This is a genomic window from Paenibacillus sp. FSL L8-0435, from assembly GCF_037965655.1.
GTDB lineage: Bacteria > Bacillota > Bacilli > Paenibacillales > Paenibacillaceae > Paenibacillus.
On sequence record NZ_CP150185.1, the window covers coordinates 4,992,524 to 5,008,347 of the forward strand.

14 protein-coding genes and 1 other annotated feature are annotated in these 15,824 nt (G+C 45.7%); of the genes, 3 read left to right on the top strand and 11 right to left on the bottom strand.

Translation table 11 applies throughout. The features are described from left to right. Nucleotides 1-170: 170 nt before the first annotated feature. The gene (locus NST33_RS22240) at nt 171-1,454 is read right to left on the bottom strand and encodes a zf-HC2 domain-containing protein (RefSeq protein WP_339305093.1); all 1,284 of its coding nucleotides are present in this window, start codon (nt 1,452-1,454) and stop codon (nt 171-173) included. Beyond that, nucleotides 1,451-1,999 (bottom strand): sigma-70 family RNA polymerase sigma factor, encoded by a 549-nt coding sequence (locus NST33_RS22245; protein WP_017687205.1) that lies wholly within the window; start codon nt 1,997-1,999, stop codon nt 1,451-1,453. Before NST33_RS22245 ends, NST33_RS22240 begins: the two co-directional genes overlap by 4 nt. Before the next feature lie 351 nt (nt 2,000-2,350). Between NST33_RS22245 and NST33_RS22250 the strand changes: the two genes are divergently transcribed. Next, nucleotides 2,351-2,653, top strand: a complete 303-nt coding sequence (locus tag NST33_RS22250; RefSeq protein WP_145323317.1) for a hypothetical protein — start codon at nt 2,351-2,353, stop codon at nt 2,651-2,653. Between the two features lie 136 nt (nt 2,654-2,789). Here NST33_RS22250 and NST33_RS22255 read toward each other — a convergent pair whose 3' ends face one another. Further along, nucleotides 2,790-3,179 carry a hypothetical protein gene (locus tag NST33_RS22255; protein ID WP_339178092.1) on the bottom strand — a complete coding sequence of 130 codons (390 nt, stop codon included), beginning with the start codon at nt 3,177-3,179 and terminating at the stop codon, nt 2,790-2,792. A 670-nt stretch (nt 3,180-3,849) separates the two neighbouring features. Here NST33_RS22255 and NST33_RS22260 point away from each other — a divergent pair. Further along, nucleotides 3,850-4,302, top strand: a complete 453-nt coding sequence (locus NST33_RS22260; RefSeq protein ID WP_339305095.1) for a hypothetical protein — start codon at nt 3,850-3,852, stop codon at nt 4,300-4,302. Between the two features lie 15 nt (nt 4,303-4,317). Here the strand turns inward: NST33_RS22260 and NST33_RS22265 are convergent, their stop codons facing one another. The 3 genes from NST33_RS22265 to NST33_RS22275 form a co-directional block, all read right to left on the bottom strand. Further along, nucleotides 4,318-7,188 carry a ComEC/Rec2 family competence protein gene (locus NST33_RS22265; RefSeq protein WP_339305097.1) on the bottom strand — a complete coding sequence of 957 codons (2,871 nt, stop codon included), beginning with the start codon at nt 7,186-7,188 and terminating at the stop codon, nt 4,318-4,320. 100 nt (nt 7,189-7,288) lie between these two features. Then, nucleotides 7,289-7,807 carry a cytidine/deoxycytidylate deaminase family protein gene (locus tag NST33_RS22270; RefSeq protein WP_017687196.1) on the bottom strand — a complete coding sequence of 173 codons (519 nt, stop codon included), beginning with the start codon at nt 7,805-7,807 and terminating at the stop codon, nt 7,289-7,291. A gap of 41 nt (nt 7,808-7,848) precedes the next feature. Continuing rightward, nucleotides 7,849-8,487 (bottom strand): ComEA family DNA-binding protein, encoded by a 639-nt coding sequence (locus NST33_RS22275; protein WP_339305099.1) that lies wholly within the window; start codon nt 8,485-8,487, stop codon nt 7,849-7,851. Between the two features lie 186 nt (nt 8,488-8,673). Here NST33_RS22275 and comER point away from each other — a divergent pair, with 186 nt between their 5' ends. After that, on the top strand, nt 8,674-9,519 hold the full coding sequence (comER, locus tag NST33_RS22280; protein WP_036615122.1) for a late competence protein ComER: 846 nt from the start codon (nt 8,674-8,676) through the stop codon (nt 9,517-9,519). Here the strand turns inward: comER and leuS are convergent. The 5 genes from leuS to rsfS all read right to left on the bottom strand — a co-directional run bounded on the left by leuS (nt 9,500) and on the right by rsfS (nt 15,733). Further along, complete coding sequence (gene leuS / locus NST33_RS22285; protein ID WP_339305101.1) at nt 9,500-11,944, bottom strand: leucine--tRNA ligase; 2,445 nt, start codon at nt 11,942-11,944, stop codon at nt 9,500-9,502. The genes comER and leuS overlap by 20 nt on opposite strands. 78 nt (nt 11,945-12,022) lie before the next feature. Continuing rightward, nucleotides 12,023-12,292, bottom strand: a binding site (T-box leader). A gap of 111 nt (nt 12,293-12,403) precedes the next feature. Then, a complete protein-coding gene (locus tag NST33_RS22290; protein ID WP_221821948.1) occupies nt 12,404-13,360 on the bottom strand; it encodes an aminoglycoside phosphotransferase family protein in 957 nt (318 codons plus the stop codon). Between the two features lie 223 nt (nt 13,361-13,583). Further along, nucleotides 13,584-14,354 carry a class I SAM-dependent methyltransferase gene (locus NST33_RS22295; RefSeq protein ID WP_221821947.1) on the bottom strand — a complete coding sequence of 257 codons (771 nt, stop codon included), beginning with the start codon at nt 14,352-14,354 and terminating at the stop codon, nt 13,584-13,586. A 129-nt stretch (nt 14,355-14,483) separates the two neighbouring features. Next, nucleotides 14,484-15,389, bottom strand: coding sequence for a S1-like domain-containing RNA-binding protein (locus NST33_RS22300; protein WP_221821946.1), 906 nt, complete (start codon nt 15,387-15,389; stop codon nt 14,484-14,486). After that, nucleotides 15,386-15,733: a ribosome silencing factor gene (gene rsfS, locus NST33_RS22305; RefSeq protein ID WP_221821945.1), complete on the bottom strand. Its 348-nt coding sequence runs from the start codon at nt 15,731-15,733 to the stop codon at nt 15,386-15,388. The genes NST33_RS22300 and rsfS overlap by 4 nt, the downstream gene beginning before the upstream one ends. Nucleotides 15,734-15,824: the final 91 nt, after the last annotated feature.

Consider the following 15,824-nt stretch of genomic DNA (forward strand, 5'->3'; position numbering starts at 1 on the left):
CCTGTCCTACATCTATATAAACGCTGACACCAGCAGTTCTAGAAAAAGCCGGTGCGCGGTCATACGACGTCAGTTGTTTGAACTGAGATAGGACGTTTTGTTACTTCCACTATATGCTTGTCATGCTGAAATTGTTCTTTCGTTTAGAGGAGCGCACTCCCCATTTTTAATTATTTCGCAGGAGCTCCACCTGAAACAGCAGGTACATTAAACGAGTTCTTGGCTGTTGTTCCGTCCTTGTCCGTTTCGTAATTAAATAGGGTACCATCCTTCGACCAACTCGCTGACTTCAGTGTCCCCTCTATGCTGCGTTGTTCAACCAGATTCAGAACATCCGGTTCGTTCACAGGTTTGGAGTATATGCTGATTTGATCACCAATAAGCATAACTACATAGGAGCCGTCAGGTGATTTCCATTCTTTTGGTGCTGCCGTTGTAGTCATTCCCTGATCCTGTCCTGCTGCAAATCCTTTGTTTCCGCCAGAAGCGTCTGCACCTGTACTGGAATTAGGTACAGTGTTACCTTCAACCGGAGCATCTTCAGTCATATTAGGTGTTGTATCCTGAGAAGTGAAGGATTGCGCATCTCCATTTTCGGTTTCTGTTACTCCATTCTCTTCCCCATCTGCAGAAGATTTAGGAGAATCTCCTGATCCCTGAATTCTCTGCTCAGAATCCTGGTTCTGAACCTGATTATTCTGATTATCGGTCGAAGGAGTTTTGGACGAATTATCCTGCGGTCCTTTATTCGGAGCAGGCGTTGATTCAGTAGCCGGTTGTTTAGGTGTCGGATCTGACTGAACTTCAGGCTCCTGCACCTCATCTCCACCGTTCTCTTCAGGAATTGTTTCTACGCCTTGGTTATCTGGTTCAGTTGGTGAAACATTCGATTGATCCACAAACACATCGTTGCTGCTTGGTTGGGACGAAGTGGCAGGATCATAATTTTCAATATTCTTGCTTAATGGATTTTCATCCACATTGCCGCTCTCTTGAGAAGCTCCAGAGCTCATCAACATGGAATCGGCATTCTCAATCTGTTCAGGCTGATATCCCCAGATGGCGAATCCCAATACAACTGCCGCAGCCGCTGCACCCACCGACATACGTCCTGCCATCGAGTTAAGCCATTTTTGCTTCGTTTTCCGCTCACTTGAACGTTGTAGATTCTCAAATGCAGCGGGGACAGGATTCATTTCCTGTATGGTGCTACTTTGTTCCTTCCGCGCTTCGTCAATAGCATCAAGCTGTGGCATAATCGCATCAACCAGACTAAATTTCGGGCTTACTTGCGGTAATTCTTCCAGTTCTCTGGAAAGAGCTCTGAGTAAATTAAAATTCTCGGCGCACTCCGGACACTTCGCCACATGCTGTAGCATCTGCGCGGTTTCCGCCTCGCCCAGATCATGATCCAGATAGCGGTGCATCCATTCCACCACCTCTTCGCATTTCATCCTGTCACACCACCTTTCTGATATTCCTGTAGTAGATTCTGTAATTGCTGTCTGGCTCTAAATAAATAAGATTTCACCGTATTCAACGGAAGATCGAGACAATCCGCAATTTCATTGTAGGATAAGTCCTGCAAATATCTTAGAACAATAACGGTACGATGATGCTCGGGAAGCTTGTTGATCGCATCCTGAATGTCTTGGGCCACATATGTAGACATGACCTCGTACTCCACATCCTGATTATCCTGAAAAACCATGTCATGTTCGTCAATGGAGACAGACGGCTTGGTTCTTCTGAATTTATCAATACAGATGTTCGTGACGATGCGTTGTACCCATGTTTTGAATTGGGCCTTTTCTTCGTATGAATTGATTTTGGTGTAAATTCGGATCAACGCTTCCTGCGCAGCATCCAAAGCGTCCTGTTCATTATTTAGAATGTAATATGCGGTCCGATAGACATGTTGTTCAATCTCCCGCAATAGGGTAATTAGAGCGTCGCGATCGCCCGATTGAGCGGCTCTGATGAGTTCCGGCTCTACCACAAAGGATCCCCCTCTCCCTGCAACCTTACAGACGTGATCATCAATAAAATTGTTGCAAAGTTAAGTATTTTTTTAATTTGCCATAACAAAATAACGGCGTATGTATTAGGGCCGCTGAAATCTTCTCTTAGAATAACAGAAATTGCATAACGAGTCACCAAACGTATCCAAAAGGGATTCCATTACTTACACGACTCAATTCAAATGCAATGGCATACATTATAGATAAGCACTTTTTTGGGTCCTAAAATAAAAAAAGTCGAAATTTGTCCAAATTTAAGCTGTTTTTAATGCAATTTTCATGAAAATAGTGTATTGTAAATTTACATTCATAAACACGAGGTGATGAGCATGCCAGCTCTTGCGAAAATTCAAGCTTTAAAAGAACAAATGCCCAAAGAATATCAAAGTATTTCCCACTTTGTGGAACATGCATTGGAGTCCATTGATACTCTGGTTGAGGAACATCGGAAGTACGTAGCTGCACAGGCATTATACGGCGATAAAATCGTTGGAACGGAAGAACGCTTGTACAGAGAAACCGTACTTGATGTGAGAGCACAACTGTTGATGACTCTTGAGAAAACGGTAGAAGATCTGTTGCACAAGGGCGATAAACACTGGAACAAACACTTTAAGGATGGCGTAGAATAGTTCTTATATTTCTTCTACATTTTGAAAAAATGGCCCGTTTTCCGATATTCTCCCTCGTGGAGTGTAACGGAAAGCGGGCTTTTTTTGTGCTGTGCTGTAACCTGCAATCAAATGAAGTGATTAATTGGTATATTCATCAGTAAATCGCCATCAGTTTGCCATTGAGAAACCCTAATGCTCTTATGCCTGCGGAGCTGGCATACACCCAAACCTCGATTTTGCCTTTTGAACTCGTTTCATACGTAATGCTCGATGGATCTCCCCATGCAAGGCGCACCTGAGTTATGTTCATTCCTAAAGCTACTTCTCCAGCAATGATTTTATTCCAAGTGGACTTGGACCAATTGTATTTCTTATACGGATCAGAAGAGAAGAATTGGTTGGAATCGGCAAGCATCTCCGTCACACTGGAAGGTGCACCTCCTGCGTAGGCAGAAACGGTTTTTCCTTTTGCATTACGGAAGATAATAGAGTAACTTCGATCACCGTATTTAATCTTCTCAATTTTGATATCTGATATGGTCACTTTGGTATCTCTAGCCCTTCCTCAAGGCGGGCCTAACTATTATTCGGTAAAAACAACCATAATCCTGCAACAAAAATCACCTAACAATAATAAAACCGCAACTAAAACCATACATTTACATAACTCCAACAAACCAAATACAAATGATTGCATTTAATAATCTAAAATAGAAAACATATTACAAACGAAATAGGGCGTGCAACCGTAACAAACATCTAAATGGATATGCGGGAGACTAGATGAATCTAAAAATATTTTTCAAATACTTCCTGGGATTCTTTCTACTCAGTAGTGTGTTATTCATTGCATTTAATATGATAATTTGGCATAAAAGTTGGGATCAAATTGATCACATACTCAACTTATTCAGCGCAACTATAATTAGCTTGCCGATTAGTATCTCAAAAGCAAGAGAGTGAGAGTAGTTCCTCCTAGTCAACTATACTAACTGACAGCCTAACGCATAACGATTAGAATGTGTTATTATCATGAAATTCAAAATGAAGTCGTTCGCAGGGGAACGACTTTTTTCTGTTATGGGTTAACCAAGTACTACTTTCTCAATGTCCCTCACTCCTTCTTTCTCAGCCTGTGTATGCTAAAATATACTAACTCCCTAAGTCTATCATTTGTTGAATATAGTTATTCAAGATGGAGGTTAATACTCATAATGACAAAAACCCATAGAATCAATAGGCCGCGCGGAAAAATAGTTGCAGCTGTATTAACTGCAGTCCTCATTTCACTTGCAATGGGGATATATCACTATGTCCCTATAGATGAAAGATTAGAGAATACTTACTATTATTCATTCGGGTTTAAATTTGCGGTTGGATTATTGATTAACCTCGCTATTTTACTTTTCTTAATTACGCCACTTTCCATATTGGTGGATGGATTACTTTTATACAGAAAAAAAGATAATACGTATATGAAATTGCTCGTTGCTATTGCCGCATATGTTCTATTAGGCTGCATAGGTGGGGTCACCTACTCGATATTTACACGTAACTTCAATACTTTTTCTGCTCAAACTATCCACATTGTTGTATGTTCTCTTGTCTTTTTAACCTTCCAGTTGGTATTAAATCGGCGTTTTCTTCACTCATCTTCACACCGATAAATAGATCGCGTGCCGTCACTCAACTCCAAACAACCTGTACCGAATATCAATCTTCCCATCTTTCACCCTCATCTGGACCTCACCCATCTGATCTGTCCGATAAATCTCTGACCCGGTAGCCTCCAGACGTTCCATCACTCCCGGATTGGGATGCCCATATGTATTGTTAACTCCTGCAGATATCAAAGCGGTTTTGGCATTCCAGTATTGGAGCCAGGCTTTGGTTGACGACGTTTTACTACCATGATGAGCGACCTTTAGAACGTCAATGGAGACAGATGCCGCTGAAGCATCATTTGAATCAACCTGCAACGGGCGTGTAAGTACCCTTTGTACAACTCCCTCTGTAACTCCAAGATCTGCACCTTTCTGTTCAAATTGGGCAGCCAATGAGCCATCCTGAATCATATAGAGCAGGTCCTGCTCGGCTGCTGCATCCATATCTCCGGTGAACAACATGGAAGCCCCCGCCATTTCCAGCAAAAAGACAACGGAATCATGATTCTGGTGTTCAGATACAGGCAAATTGCCTGATGCATTTACATCCATATGTGCCAGATCCGGAGCTATAAAATGTAAACTCGTCTGCTTATCAGCCTTATAGGACATGCCCTGTTGAATGGCGTACAGAGGAATTTTCCGTTCCATGGCTGTGTCCAGTAATTTATCAAAGTTTTCTTTACCGCTGGTCGTGCCATTAAACATGAAACGTTTAACCGGAATCTGTTCCAGCACAGCCTGTAGTCCTCCGGCATGATCCTGATCGGCATGCGTTACAATGACAGCGTCCAGTTGATGGATACCTCTCTTTTTCAATAGAGGAACAACGACCTTGGCTCCCACCTCATACGGATCACGCCTTGTTTTCCAAGATTGTTCGGTGTTCCCAAAACTAACCGTTCCTCCGCCATCTACCAGAATGTGTTTGCCTTCCGGGGTTGTAATCAAAGTGCTGTCCCCTTGTCCAATATCCAAAAACTGCACGATGCCGGTTCCAGCAGGCTTGGGAGTCTGATATGCCCACCATAATCCAGCAATAAAGCTGAGCGCCAGCAACCCGCACAACCATTGCTGAGCTTTACTCATTCGTACATTTGAATAATATCCTGCACCTCGCGCGGTAAATGCACTTGTATACTCCGGCCAGGCAATGCTGGCTCCTAATGTCGTTAATGAAGTTTCTTTTCCATCTACACGGTTCTTACCTTGATCCTGTGCCATGGTAGACATCGAAGAGCGAATACCCATATTCCCCATTGAAAATGAAGGTTGTCGCCTCACAAGCGGAGCCGTCTCTTCCTCAACAAACGTTGTTTCTCGCTGCTCACCGTTGCCACGATGCAACAAGTAGAGTAAGGCATACAACACGGCATAATATGCAGCTATCCATAACAAGGGCGGTGTTGCCCAGATCAATACAAAACCTGGCAGGCTGTTCATCCACTCCACGCTTACAAATGTCAGTTGATTCAGTTGCATCGCGATCCATGCGAGGGGTTTCGCCAAGGGAACCCATATAAACGACAATAACATGGCGACCGTCCCCAGAGGTAATACAATGGCGCTAATCAAAGAAACCAGCAGAAAGTTGGCCACAAATGAGAGTAATGAGAACTGATTGAAGTAGAGAATGGTTACTGGGAACGAAATCAGCTGAGCGGTTACGGTAACGGATGCTGTTGCAGCCAGAGATTTCGGCCAACTGCTGAACAACCGGTTTATCAGTGGCATATAGATCATCAAACCTGCGGTTACAAGAAAGGATAACTGGAAACTCACACTCAGCAAAAAGTACGGGTCCCACCACATCATCAGCAACGCTGCTGCACTAATCATCTGAAGGCCGTCTCTGGCGAGACCACGACGTGCCATGTACAACCCAAGCATGGACATCATTCCTGCCCGAATCACTGAAGGTGAACCTCCGGATAACAGTACATAAGCTGGCACCAGGATCAGAACAATCGTAAGTGCCGTCTCTCTGGTAAGCCTTAGCCAGGATAAAATAAGGAGAAGAGAAGCTACATATACAGCGACATGGGTCCCGGATATTGCCAGGATATGCGTTAGACCCAGTTGTGAAAACTGACCATAGGTACCCGGATCGATATCAGTAGACATCCCGATAATAAGCCCCTTCATATATCCTGCATGAGGCTCTGGAAATAACTGCTCAACCGCCGAGCCCAACTTATGCCTAGTCCAATCTGTCCACCGTAGTATGTTATATTGTCCAAGTCCCTCAGGAGCAACTGCTGTTACCGAACTGGCTCCCTTCACTTTGAACAACCAGTGGATATGCAGGGTTCGCAAATAACTGCGATAATCAAACCCGCCAAAGTTTCTTGCTTCGCCAGGAAGGGCAAAAGAGCCATTAAGTGTGATTTCATCGCCCCTCTTCCAGCCCGCTGCTACCTGTTGTTCTTCTTCCTCCAACAGTCTGACTTGTACCATCAATTGTTCATTTATGTTGAATACAGATGATGGTGCGAGATCTGTATCTGCTGACGAATCCGATGTTGCCAATATCGAAGACATCTGAATCTTAAAGTTAGCCCGATCTCCATCAATACGTACACTTGACACCAGCTCACCCTTAATTTCGGCTGCCAAACCGTCCAATTCTTTAGCAGAGATCTGAGTAGTCTTGGACAGACTGCTATGATTGCGTGCATCATTCCATTCCCAATGTGCAGCGCCTCCAATAAAGGCAACAAGTAAAAATAAAACAGACCATCCACGCACATTAATAAAATGAAGTAAAAGTGGCAGACATGCCAGAGCTCCAATTAGCCCCCAGATTAACGTCCAGCCTGTTAACGCGCATGCTATCCCGCTCCCGCACAACCAACAAATCGTAAAACTTAATAACGGTCTGCCTTTCATTTCTACCCCTCCCTCATTTCACCCGTTGAACGCAGAAAAACCCCCGGAGCCAATTCAGGCTTGCCGGAGGTTCTCCCTCACGTATTCGACCATATTCACATTAATTGCTCACAGTCATCATCGTTTCCCGCGGGGGCTGGTAATTCTCCAGCCTGCGGAACGTTATGCCCTTCTGTTCCATCATATTGGTAACCTTGCCGGTATCTTTAGGATAAGAACGATGAAACACGATTTCTGTAATCCCGCTATTCGCCAGCATATTGGCACATGTCCAGCACGGTTCGTCGGTCACGTACACGGACGAGCCTTCGCGGTCGATTCGATCTGTGAATAAAAGCAAATTTTGCTCCGCATGGATTGTGCGAATGCATCGTTGCTTTTTCACCATTTCTTCTTGCCCATCGGTCACGACCAACTCATACTCTTCCGATATCATGCAACCTGCTTCAGAACAATCCGGGACGCCGGTGGGTGCACCATTATAGGCTGTTCCCAGCAGTTTCTTTCCCTGAACAAGAACGGCACCCACATGACGACGCGAACAGCGGGAACGAGTGGAAACCATATACGCGATGTCCATAAAATACGTATCCCAGTCCTTGCGTACCTCTGTACTCATGCTGTATTCCTCCCGCTCAACACATTTTTTTATTTCTAATATTACCGGATCTGCACATAAGGTGCCATCTTCTCCAGCATCCTCATGCCGATCCCTTTGACCTTTGTCAGATCACTCACTTTTGCAAAAGGACCATGTGCATTCCGATAGTCGACAATAGCCTGAGCTTTCTTCTCTCCAATTCCGGGAAGCTCCGTAAGTTTGGAGACAGGTGCAGTATTCACATCAATCTTCCCATTGTCGCTAGCTTCCTCACGAACTACAGGTGGGTTACTGTTCGAGCCCGTCTCGGAGGTAACCGAAGGATTCGAATTCGTACTTTGCGCCACTGGTTCAATCAAAGTAGCAGTATCTGAAGGATTATCATTCATCTGATTTGGAGTTTGAACTCCCGAATCACCTTCAACCCCAACGCTCGCAAGCTCTTTAGACTCTCCTGCCTTCGCATCGTTCCCAGTCTGCAGCCCACTTGCCTCCGTTCCCGAAGAAGATGCTCCTGTATTGCCCTGAACCGAATTAGCCGACTGTACAGCAGGGAGTTCCTGCTCTATCGTCGGCTTCTCGGTGCCGAGCTGCAAGGGTTCCCAGCCACTAGGTGGTTGTTCACTTTTGCCCGACCATAATATAAGTATACTTCCAACCACCGCAGCAGCAATGGTCATCCCTTTGTTCCATCTCATTCTTCCACACCTCTCCCTGAATTCAAAATCATTCATTTCGAACACGGGCGGTGCTTCCGAACCGTTGAAACTTTCCTGATGAAACAAGTTGTTCATTTTTCATGTCATGTGAAACAGGTCCTCACGCATAGAATAGAGGGAATGAACTGCGCCAGTACCGTAAAGCATGAAAGGAGACCTGAAACAATGAAGGTTGGATTTATCGGAACCGGCAGCATGGGCAGCCTGCTAATCTATGCCCTGATCCAATCGGGTGCACTTGAGCCCCGGCAGATCGCGGCCAGCAATCGAACCCCGTCCAAAGTACGTCAGTTATCCCTCCGTTACCCCGGTCTGCATGAATCCCAGAGCAATCGGGAAACGGTGATCCGAAGTAATATCATCTTCCTGTGCGTGAAGCCGCTTGAATTCAAACATGTTATTGACGACATCCTGCCTGTCGTGAATCCCAATCATATAATTGTCTCGATCACCAGTCCCGTGCAGCTGCGACATCTGGAATCTTCACTTCCTTGCAAAGTCTCCAAGGTAATTCCCAGCGTCACACACCAAGTCGGCAGTGGAGCATCCCTCTGCATACATGGCGAACGAATGACCAGTGAAGACCGCGCTGTGTTGGAAAGTCTGCTCAGTCATATAGGCAGGCCGTACCAAGTGGATGAAGCCTGTACACGAATCACATCCGACTTCTCCAGCTGCGGACCTGCATTCATATCGTTCTTTTTGGAACAGTGGATCGAAAGTGCAGTGAAGCTGACCGGCATCAAAAGGGCAGATGCCTGCGCTCTGGCTGGCGAAATGCTCTTGGGAACAGGCAAGCTGCTCACCGAAGGAGGATACACCCCGCAAGAGCTTCAGGCTCGTGTCGCCGTACCTGGCGGTATTACCGCTCAGGCACTTGCACTGCTGAAGGTTAGTCTCGACGGCGTTTTCGACAGCCTGATCCACACGACACATGACAAATATGATGAAGATTTGTTAAAGCTGGATGAACTATTCCGAGCCGGTGAGATTAACCGGCAACAATATTAACGAGTTTGCCTGGAACGGCAATGACCTTGCGAATGGTCTTGCCTTCCAGCGCCTGCTTAACAGGTGCCAGCTCCATCGTAAAGTCCTGCATACCTTGTGCATCCAGATCCTTCGCGATTGTAGCACGAGTTACAATTTTACCATTTACCTGAACAACGATTTCTACTTCCGCATCCACTGTCATGGACTCATCATATTCAGGCCAAGCCACGTAAGAGATTCCACCTTCATGACCCAAACGGCTCCACAGTTCCTCTGCCATATGCGGTGCCAGTGGTGACAACAGCTGTACAAATTTCTCCATCGCTTCACGAGGCAGTGTGTCCGCTTTGTATGCATCGTTGATGAAAATCATCAGCTGGCTGATGGATGTGTTGAAGCGCAGATGTTCCAGATCTTCCGTAACTTTTTTGATCGTTTTGTGAGCAGTTCGTTTGAACTCATCCGTTCCACCGTCCACCGTAATCTTGTCATTGATGGCTCCTGTGTCTTCGTTAATGAAGAGACGCCATACACGTGACAGGAAGCGGTGCATGCCTTCAACCCCGTTTGCATTCCACGGTTTTGTCGCTTCCAATGGTCCCATGAACATCTCGTACAGACGCAATGTATCTGCACCGAATTCATTCACGATTTCATCCGGGTTAATGACATTACCACGGGATTTACTCATTTTCTCATTATTGGTACCCAGGATCATACCTTGGTTGACCAGTTTTTGGAAAGGCTCTTTAGTCTCCACAACACCCAGATCATACAGCACTTTGTGCCAGAAACGAGCGTACAGCAAGTGAAGTACGGCGTGCTCTGCTCCGCCAATGTACAGATCAACTGGCAGCCACTGCTGCTGCTTCTCCTTGGAGATCAGTTCCTTGTCATTGTGCGGATCGATAAAGCGCAGGTAGTACCAGCAGCTACCCGCCCATTGTGGCATGGTGTTAGTTTCACGACGTGCCTTCATTCCCGTTTCCGGATCTACCGTATTCACCCACTCCGTAACATTCGCCAGTGGTGATTCTCCTGTACCCGAAGGTTTGATCTGGTCGATATCAGGCAGCAGCAGTGGAAGTTGATCCTCAGGTACTGTCTTCATTGTTCCGTCTTCCAGATGCAGAATTGGGATTGGCTCACCCCAGTAACGCTGACGACTGAACAGCCAATCGCGCAGACGATAGGTCACTTTCCCTTGTCCTTTACCGTTCTCTTCCAACCAAGCAATCATCTTGGCAACCGCTTCTTCATTGTTCAGTCCGTTCAGGAAATCGGAATTCACATGCGCGCCATCACCCGAATACGCCTCTTGTGTAACGTCTCCACCTTGAATAACCTCGATGATATCCAGACCGAACTGCTTCGCAAATTCCCAGTCACGCGCATCATGACCCGGAACAGCCATAACCGCACCTGTACCGTAACCTGCAAGAACGTAATCAGCAATCCAGATCGGCAGTTTTGCACCATTAACAGGGTTGATTGCATAAGCGCCAGTGAATACACCTGTTTTGTCTTTGGCCAAATCTGTACGTTCCAGATCACTTTTACGAGAAGCCTGCTCCTGATAAGCCTGAATAGCTTCACGTTGGTCATCGGTTGTAATTGCTTCTACCAATTCATGTTCCGGAGCAAGTACTGCAAAGCTCGCACCGAACAATGTGTCCGCACGGGTAGTGAACACCTTGATGACTTCCTCGCGACCCTCAATGGCAAATACAACTTCTGCACCTGTCGATTTACCGATCCAGTTACGCTGCATATCCTTGATGCTTTCAGACCAGTCCAGCTCTTCCAGGTCTTCCAACAGACGCTCTGCATACTCGGTAATTCTCAGGACCCACTGACGCATCGGTTTACGTACAACCGGATGTCCACCACGTTCACTCTTGCCATCAATAACCTCTTCATTAGCCAGTACCGTTCCAAGTGCTTCACACCAGTTAACTGCTACTTCATCCACATAAGCGAGGCCTTTATTATACAGTTGGATAAAGATCCATTGTGTCCATTTATAGTATCCAGGGTCCGTTGTGCTGATCTCACGATCCCAGTCATAGGAGAAACCAAGCGATTTGATCTGGCGACGGAAATTGTCAATATTACGGAATGTAATATCTCGTGGATGTTCACCTGTATCCAGTGCATGCTGCTCAGCAGGCAGACCGAAAGCATCCCAACCCATTGGGTGCAATACATTGTAACCGCGCATACGTTTGTAGCGGGAAACGATATCCGTTGCCGTATATCCTTCCGGGTGACCTACGTGCAGACCTGAACCGGATGGATAAGGGAACATATCCAGCGCATAAAATTTCGGTTTAGCAGGGTCCTCACCCGTTTTAAACGTTTTATTTGCATCCCAGTATTGCTGCCAACTTTTTTCCATGACTTGTGGCTGATAGCCGTGTTTCGGCTGGTTATTTTCACTCATCTATTGTTCCTCCTTCAGGTTATTCGCGTTAGCTTTAATTGCAACAAAAAAACCTCAGCATCCCGTAGCGTTTGCAGCGCTAGGGACGAGAGGTTGAATTCCCGTGATACCACCCTAGTTAGCGGACGAACGTGCTTCGTCATCCACTCCCTTTGGACCTGTAACGGCGGTTAACCGATGCGGATTTCCATTCCTGAACCCAAGTTTTATACAAGCAGGTTAAACAGAATGGTGTAATCACCGCATTTCTCCAAGGCGAGTTCGCAAATCACTGTCAACCGGCTTGCACCAACCGCCGGCTCTCTGTTATGTACAGGAATTACTACTGATCCTTATCATCGAAATATGTATACAATATCGGGACCATTATACAAAAAAGCAAGCCCAAAGTCAATATTACACGTTATAATCGCCATCTTGAAGTTTATGGTTCGTACCGTTCATAACACTCGTTGCTGTTCAGGATATCCGAAAACGCTCAATGCCTTCCTCCAGATTATGAATGGTCCAATTCACATGTTCCTGATTATCATATTGACGATAAGCGCACTCCGTGCGCAGCACCAGATCAAAGTACAAGTCATAGAGACTTCTTCTTTTCAATTCACTTTCAGTGGTAATCGCATGCCCATATCCCTTCACGAATCCGGGAGTATAGTTAAAATGACTAAAGTAATGCTCCATCAGAGGATCTGCCCACAGAGAACGTTCAAAATCAATAATCGCTGTGATGCGACTTTTGTCTACCAGAACATTGCCATCCCACAGATCCCAACTGACAAGTACAGGTTCTTTGACATCGTCCAGCACATCCGATTTTTCTTCAATCAAACGTCTCAATTCAGGGTAATCGATCGAAAATGTGATTCCAGCTTCTTCCCCGTCGGTAAGAATATCATCCATCAGATTCATAAATGCTTCTTTCCATGTGGAATATCGCTGTTTTTCCTCCGAGAAATATCCAAACTTCTCGCCTCTGATCTCATTAATCCGACGATTGTACCAACCGAGCTGGTGTTCAATGGCCTCCTGCTCTTCCGCAGAATATTGATCCTTGACCTGATTATAGGGTGTTCCAGACATGTACTCCATGATAAAATAATGCGCTGAAGCCATAGTTAACGAATCATCATAGGCCAACACTTGCGGTACAGGAACATCCTGTAGCTCCGTGATGAGGCGCAGTGCCTCAACTTCGGCAATCATGAGATCCTGTTCACAGCGCATCAGATTTGTCGAAGCCGACGGTGCAATTTTCAGTACCACTCGCTGTGCGTCACTCAGTGTGATGAGATATGCATGATTGGCCCAGCCATCCACCATTTCCTTGTAGTCCTCTATACTTGCAGAGAAATGCTGCTCTATTATGGCATTCAACTGTTCTGACGTAAGTCTTGTTTTATATGTACTTTCCATTTCTACACCTCACATTGACATTTGATTTATTTCCTCAGAAAACGCTTTCTATCCGACTATTATCGCCTCCTTTACTTTAACTGGCAATACTTTTTGTCACCTCGTTATGTCTTTCCTAGCATTCCTTTATCCTATTTAAGACTATTGCTATTCATTCTCCATGGAAAATCAAAAAAAACTGTCCTTATGCACGATACATAAGGCCAGTTGTCATCTTTCCTTCTTACTTCACAGCCACGTAGAACAAGCGCTGTGCGCTGTCTCCAGCTTCTTTCCATTCAAAATCCGCATATACCTTCACGTCTCTAAAACCTGCCTTGGATAACTCCAGCTTCATCCAGTCCGGATTATATGCACGCTGGACATGAACTTCTTCAAACCGCTGATACATATCCTTGTTACCATTATCCACACGCGAAAAAATACTGAGATGATGTTCGATCTCACAGCGATCCTGGTCCAGATCACAAGTCCAGATATACGACACAGAGCGCTCATCCAGTACAAAAGGCTGCTCCTCATCATAACGAATAAGGGTATTGGGATGATGCACATCAAACAGGAACGTTCCATCAGGCTTCAGCATCTCATATGTCCGCTGGAATGTTCGAATGACATCTTCTTGTTCAAGCAAATAATTGACACAATCACAGAAAGATATCACCGAATCCACAGGGTCTGGAACTCGCCATTCCCGCATATCCTGCTGCACCCAACGTACGCTGCCCTCGCGATACAAACGATGACCCTGAGGTGTTGCCTCCATCTTGCTGCGCGCAACCGACAGCATATCTGCTGAGAGGTCAATGCCTGTAACTTCAAAACCGGAGTTCACGAGCGGGATCGTAATGGAGCCCGTTCCACAGCCAAGCTCAGCGACACTTTTGGGCATTCCATGCTTTTCCCATGCTGTTCTTGCAAACCTTATCCAGTCCGGATAAGGCATATCTTCCATTAATTCATCATACACATAGGCAAATTTCCGGTAAGACATGTCAGGCACCGCACTTTCAATTTCATTTTCCAATCCTGTTAACAAAAGAAAAAGCAGGGGCATCCGGTATTTACCCAGCCTATCCCTGCCTTATCCGAGTTCCATATTACAACTATTTAATCAGGAAGATTACTTGTCTTCACTTTGATCTGCAGGAGCAGATTCGGCCAGATACGTCCAGCTTTCCTTTTGAACCACCAGTCCATCCTTCATCAATTTGCCCAATGCACGCTTGAACGCAGACTTACTGATGCCAAAGCGCTGCTTGATGATATCCGGCGGAGTTGCATCCGAGTAAGGCATGCCGCCCATTGGACGCTCTTTCATAAAGGCGAGCAGCTTGTCTGCATCTTCGTTACGTCCAACTTGTTTGAGTTGAGTCATGGCCAGATTCACACGTCCGTCTTCACGTACCAGTGTCACCCGACATTTCACTTTTTCACCAAGACGCAGCATATGACTACGTTCGGATGAATGAATCATGCCAATTGCGCCAAAGCCCAGTACACCGCCCTCTACAAGTACAAAAGTACCCATCTGCAGTGGCTTGTATACCGTCGCTTCAACCCACTCGTTTAACCATGAAGTTGGAGCATGGAAAGACAATGGTGAAAGTTCACGTTCCCCGGCCAATTTGGCACGCAGACGTCCTTGCTTGTCATGTTCCATGATTACAAAGACTTCATCCCCCACTTGAGGACGCAGTTCTTCCAGTTCAGGCAGTTCACGAATAGGAAGCAGCAATTGCCGTCCAAGGCCCATTTCCAGGAAACAGCCCAGTCGTGGGTGAACATCAGCCACAACCAGTCGTGCCATTTCGCCGAGCATGAGATAAGGCTTTTTCATCGTTACGGCCAGACGATCTTCCGTATCAAAGAACACAAATACCTCAAGCGTCTCACCAATCTTAATATCCCGCGTTAACTCGGTGTAGTGAAGAAGTACATCTTCCGATCCTGTCGTCAAAAAGAAGCCAAACGGAGACACTTCACGTGAAACCGGCAAAGAGACGACTGTTCCAGCAATCAAACTCATACAGTTTCCACCACTTTGGCATCAGACCAGAGTCGTTCAATGTTGTAGTATTCACGCTCGTCGCGGTGGAAGATATGAACAACAACATCGCCCATGTCCATCAGTACCCAACGTGCAGAATCCATACCTTCGATACCTTTGATCGTCGCTCCGGCTGCATGAGCCTGTTTGCGAATTTCAGTAGCAATGGCTTGTACCTGTGTATCGGAATTCCCGTGACAAATAACAAAATAATCCGCCACCAGAGAAACATTAATCAGATCCAATGCTACAATATTGGATGCCTTTTTGTCGTCAGCGGCAGTAACCGCCATATTCATAAGTTCTTTCGATGATACTGTCATGAACCAACCTCCATAATCTATAATTGTGTGTTCAAAAAGATCAGTTTTCAGTACCGAGAAGATGGAATAAAGCTAGAAATGGAGTAGCGGA

Coding starts and splice junctions, on each gene's coding strand:
- rsfS (WP_221821945.1), bottom strand. CDS start 15,733: ATGACAGTATCATCGAAAGAACTTATGAATATGGCGGTTACTGCCGCT.
- NST33_RS22295 (WP_221821947.1), bottom strand. CDS start 14,354: ATGTCTTACCGGAAATTTGCCTATGTGTATGATGAATTAATGGAAGAT.
- NST33_RS22290 (WP_221821948.1), bottom strand. CDS start 13,360: ATGGAAAGTACATATAAAACAAGACTTACGTCAGAACAGTTGAATGCC.
- comER (WP_036615122.1), top strand. CDS start 8,674: ATGAAGGTTGGATTTATCGGAACCGGCAGCATGGGCAGCCTGCTAATC.
- NST33_RS22275 (WP_339305099.1), bottom strand. CDS start 8,487: ATGAGATGGAACAAAGGGATGACCATTGCTGCTGCGGTGGTTGGAAGT.
- NST33_RS22260 (WP_339305095.1), top strand. CDS start 3,850: ATGACAAAAACCCATAGAATCAATAGGCCGCGCGGAAAAATAGTTGCA.
- NST33_RS22270 (WP_017687196.1), bottom strand. CDS start 7,807: ATGAGTACAGAGGTACGCAAGGACTGGGATACGTATTTTATGGACATC.
- NST33_RS22265 (WP_339305097.1), bottom strand. CDS start 7,188: ATGAAAGGCAGACCGTTATTAAGTTTTACGATTTGTTGGTTGTGCGGG.
- NST33_RS22300 (WP_221821946.1), bottom strand. CDS start 15,389: ATGAGTTTGATTGCTGGAACAGTCGTCTCTTTGCCGGTTTCACGTGAA.
- NST33_RS22240 (WP_339305093.1), bottom strand. CDS start 1,454: ATGAAATGCGAAGAGGTGGTGGAATGGATGCACCGCTATCTGGATCAT.
- leuS (WP_339305101.1), bottom strand. CDS start 11,944: ATGAGTGAAAATAACCAGCCGAAACACGGCTATCAGCCACAAGTCATG.
- NST33_RS22250 (WP_145323317.1), top strand. CDS start 2,351: ATGCCAGCTCTTGCGAAAATTCAAGCTTTAAAAGAACAAATGCCCAAA.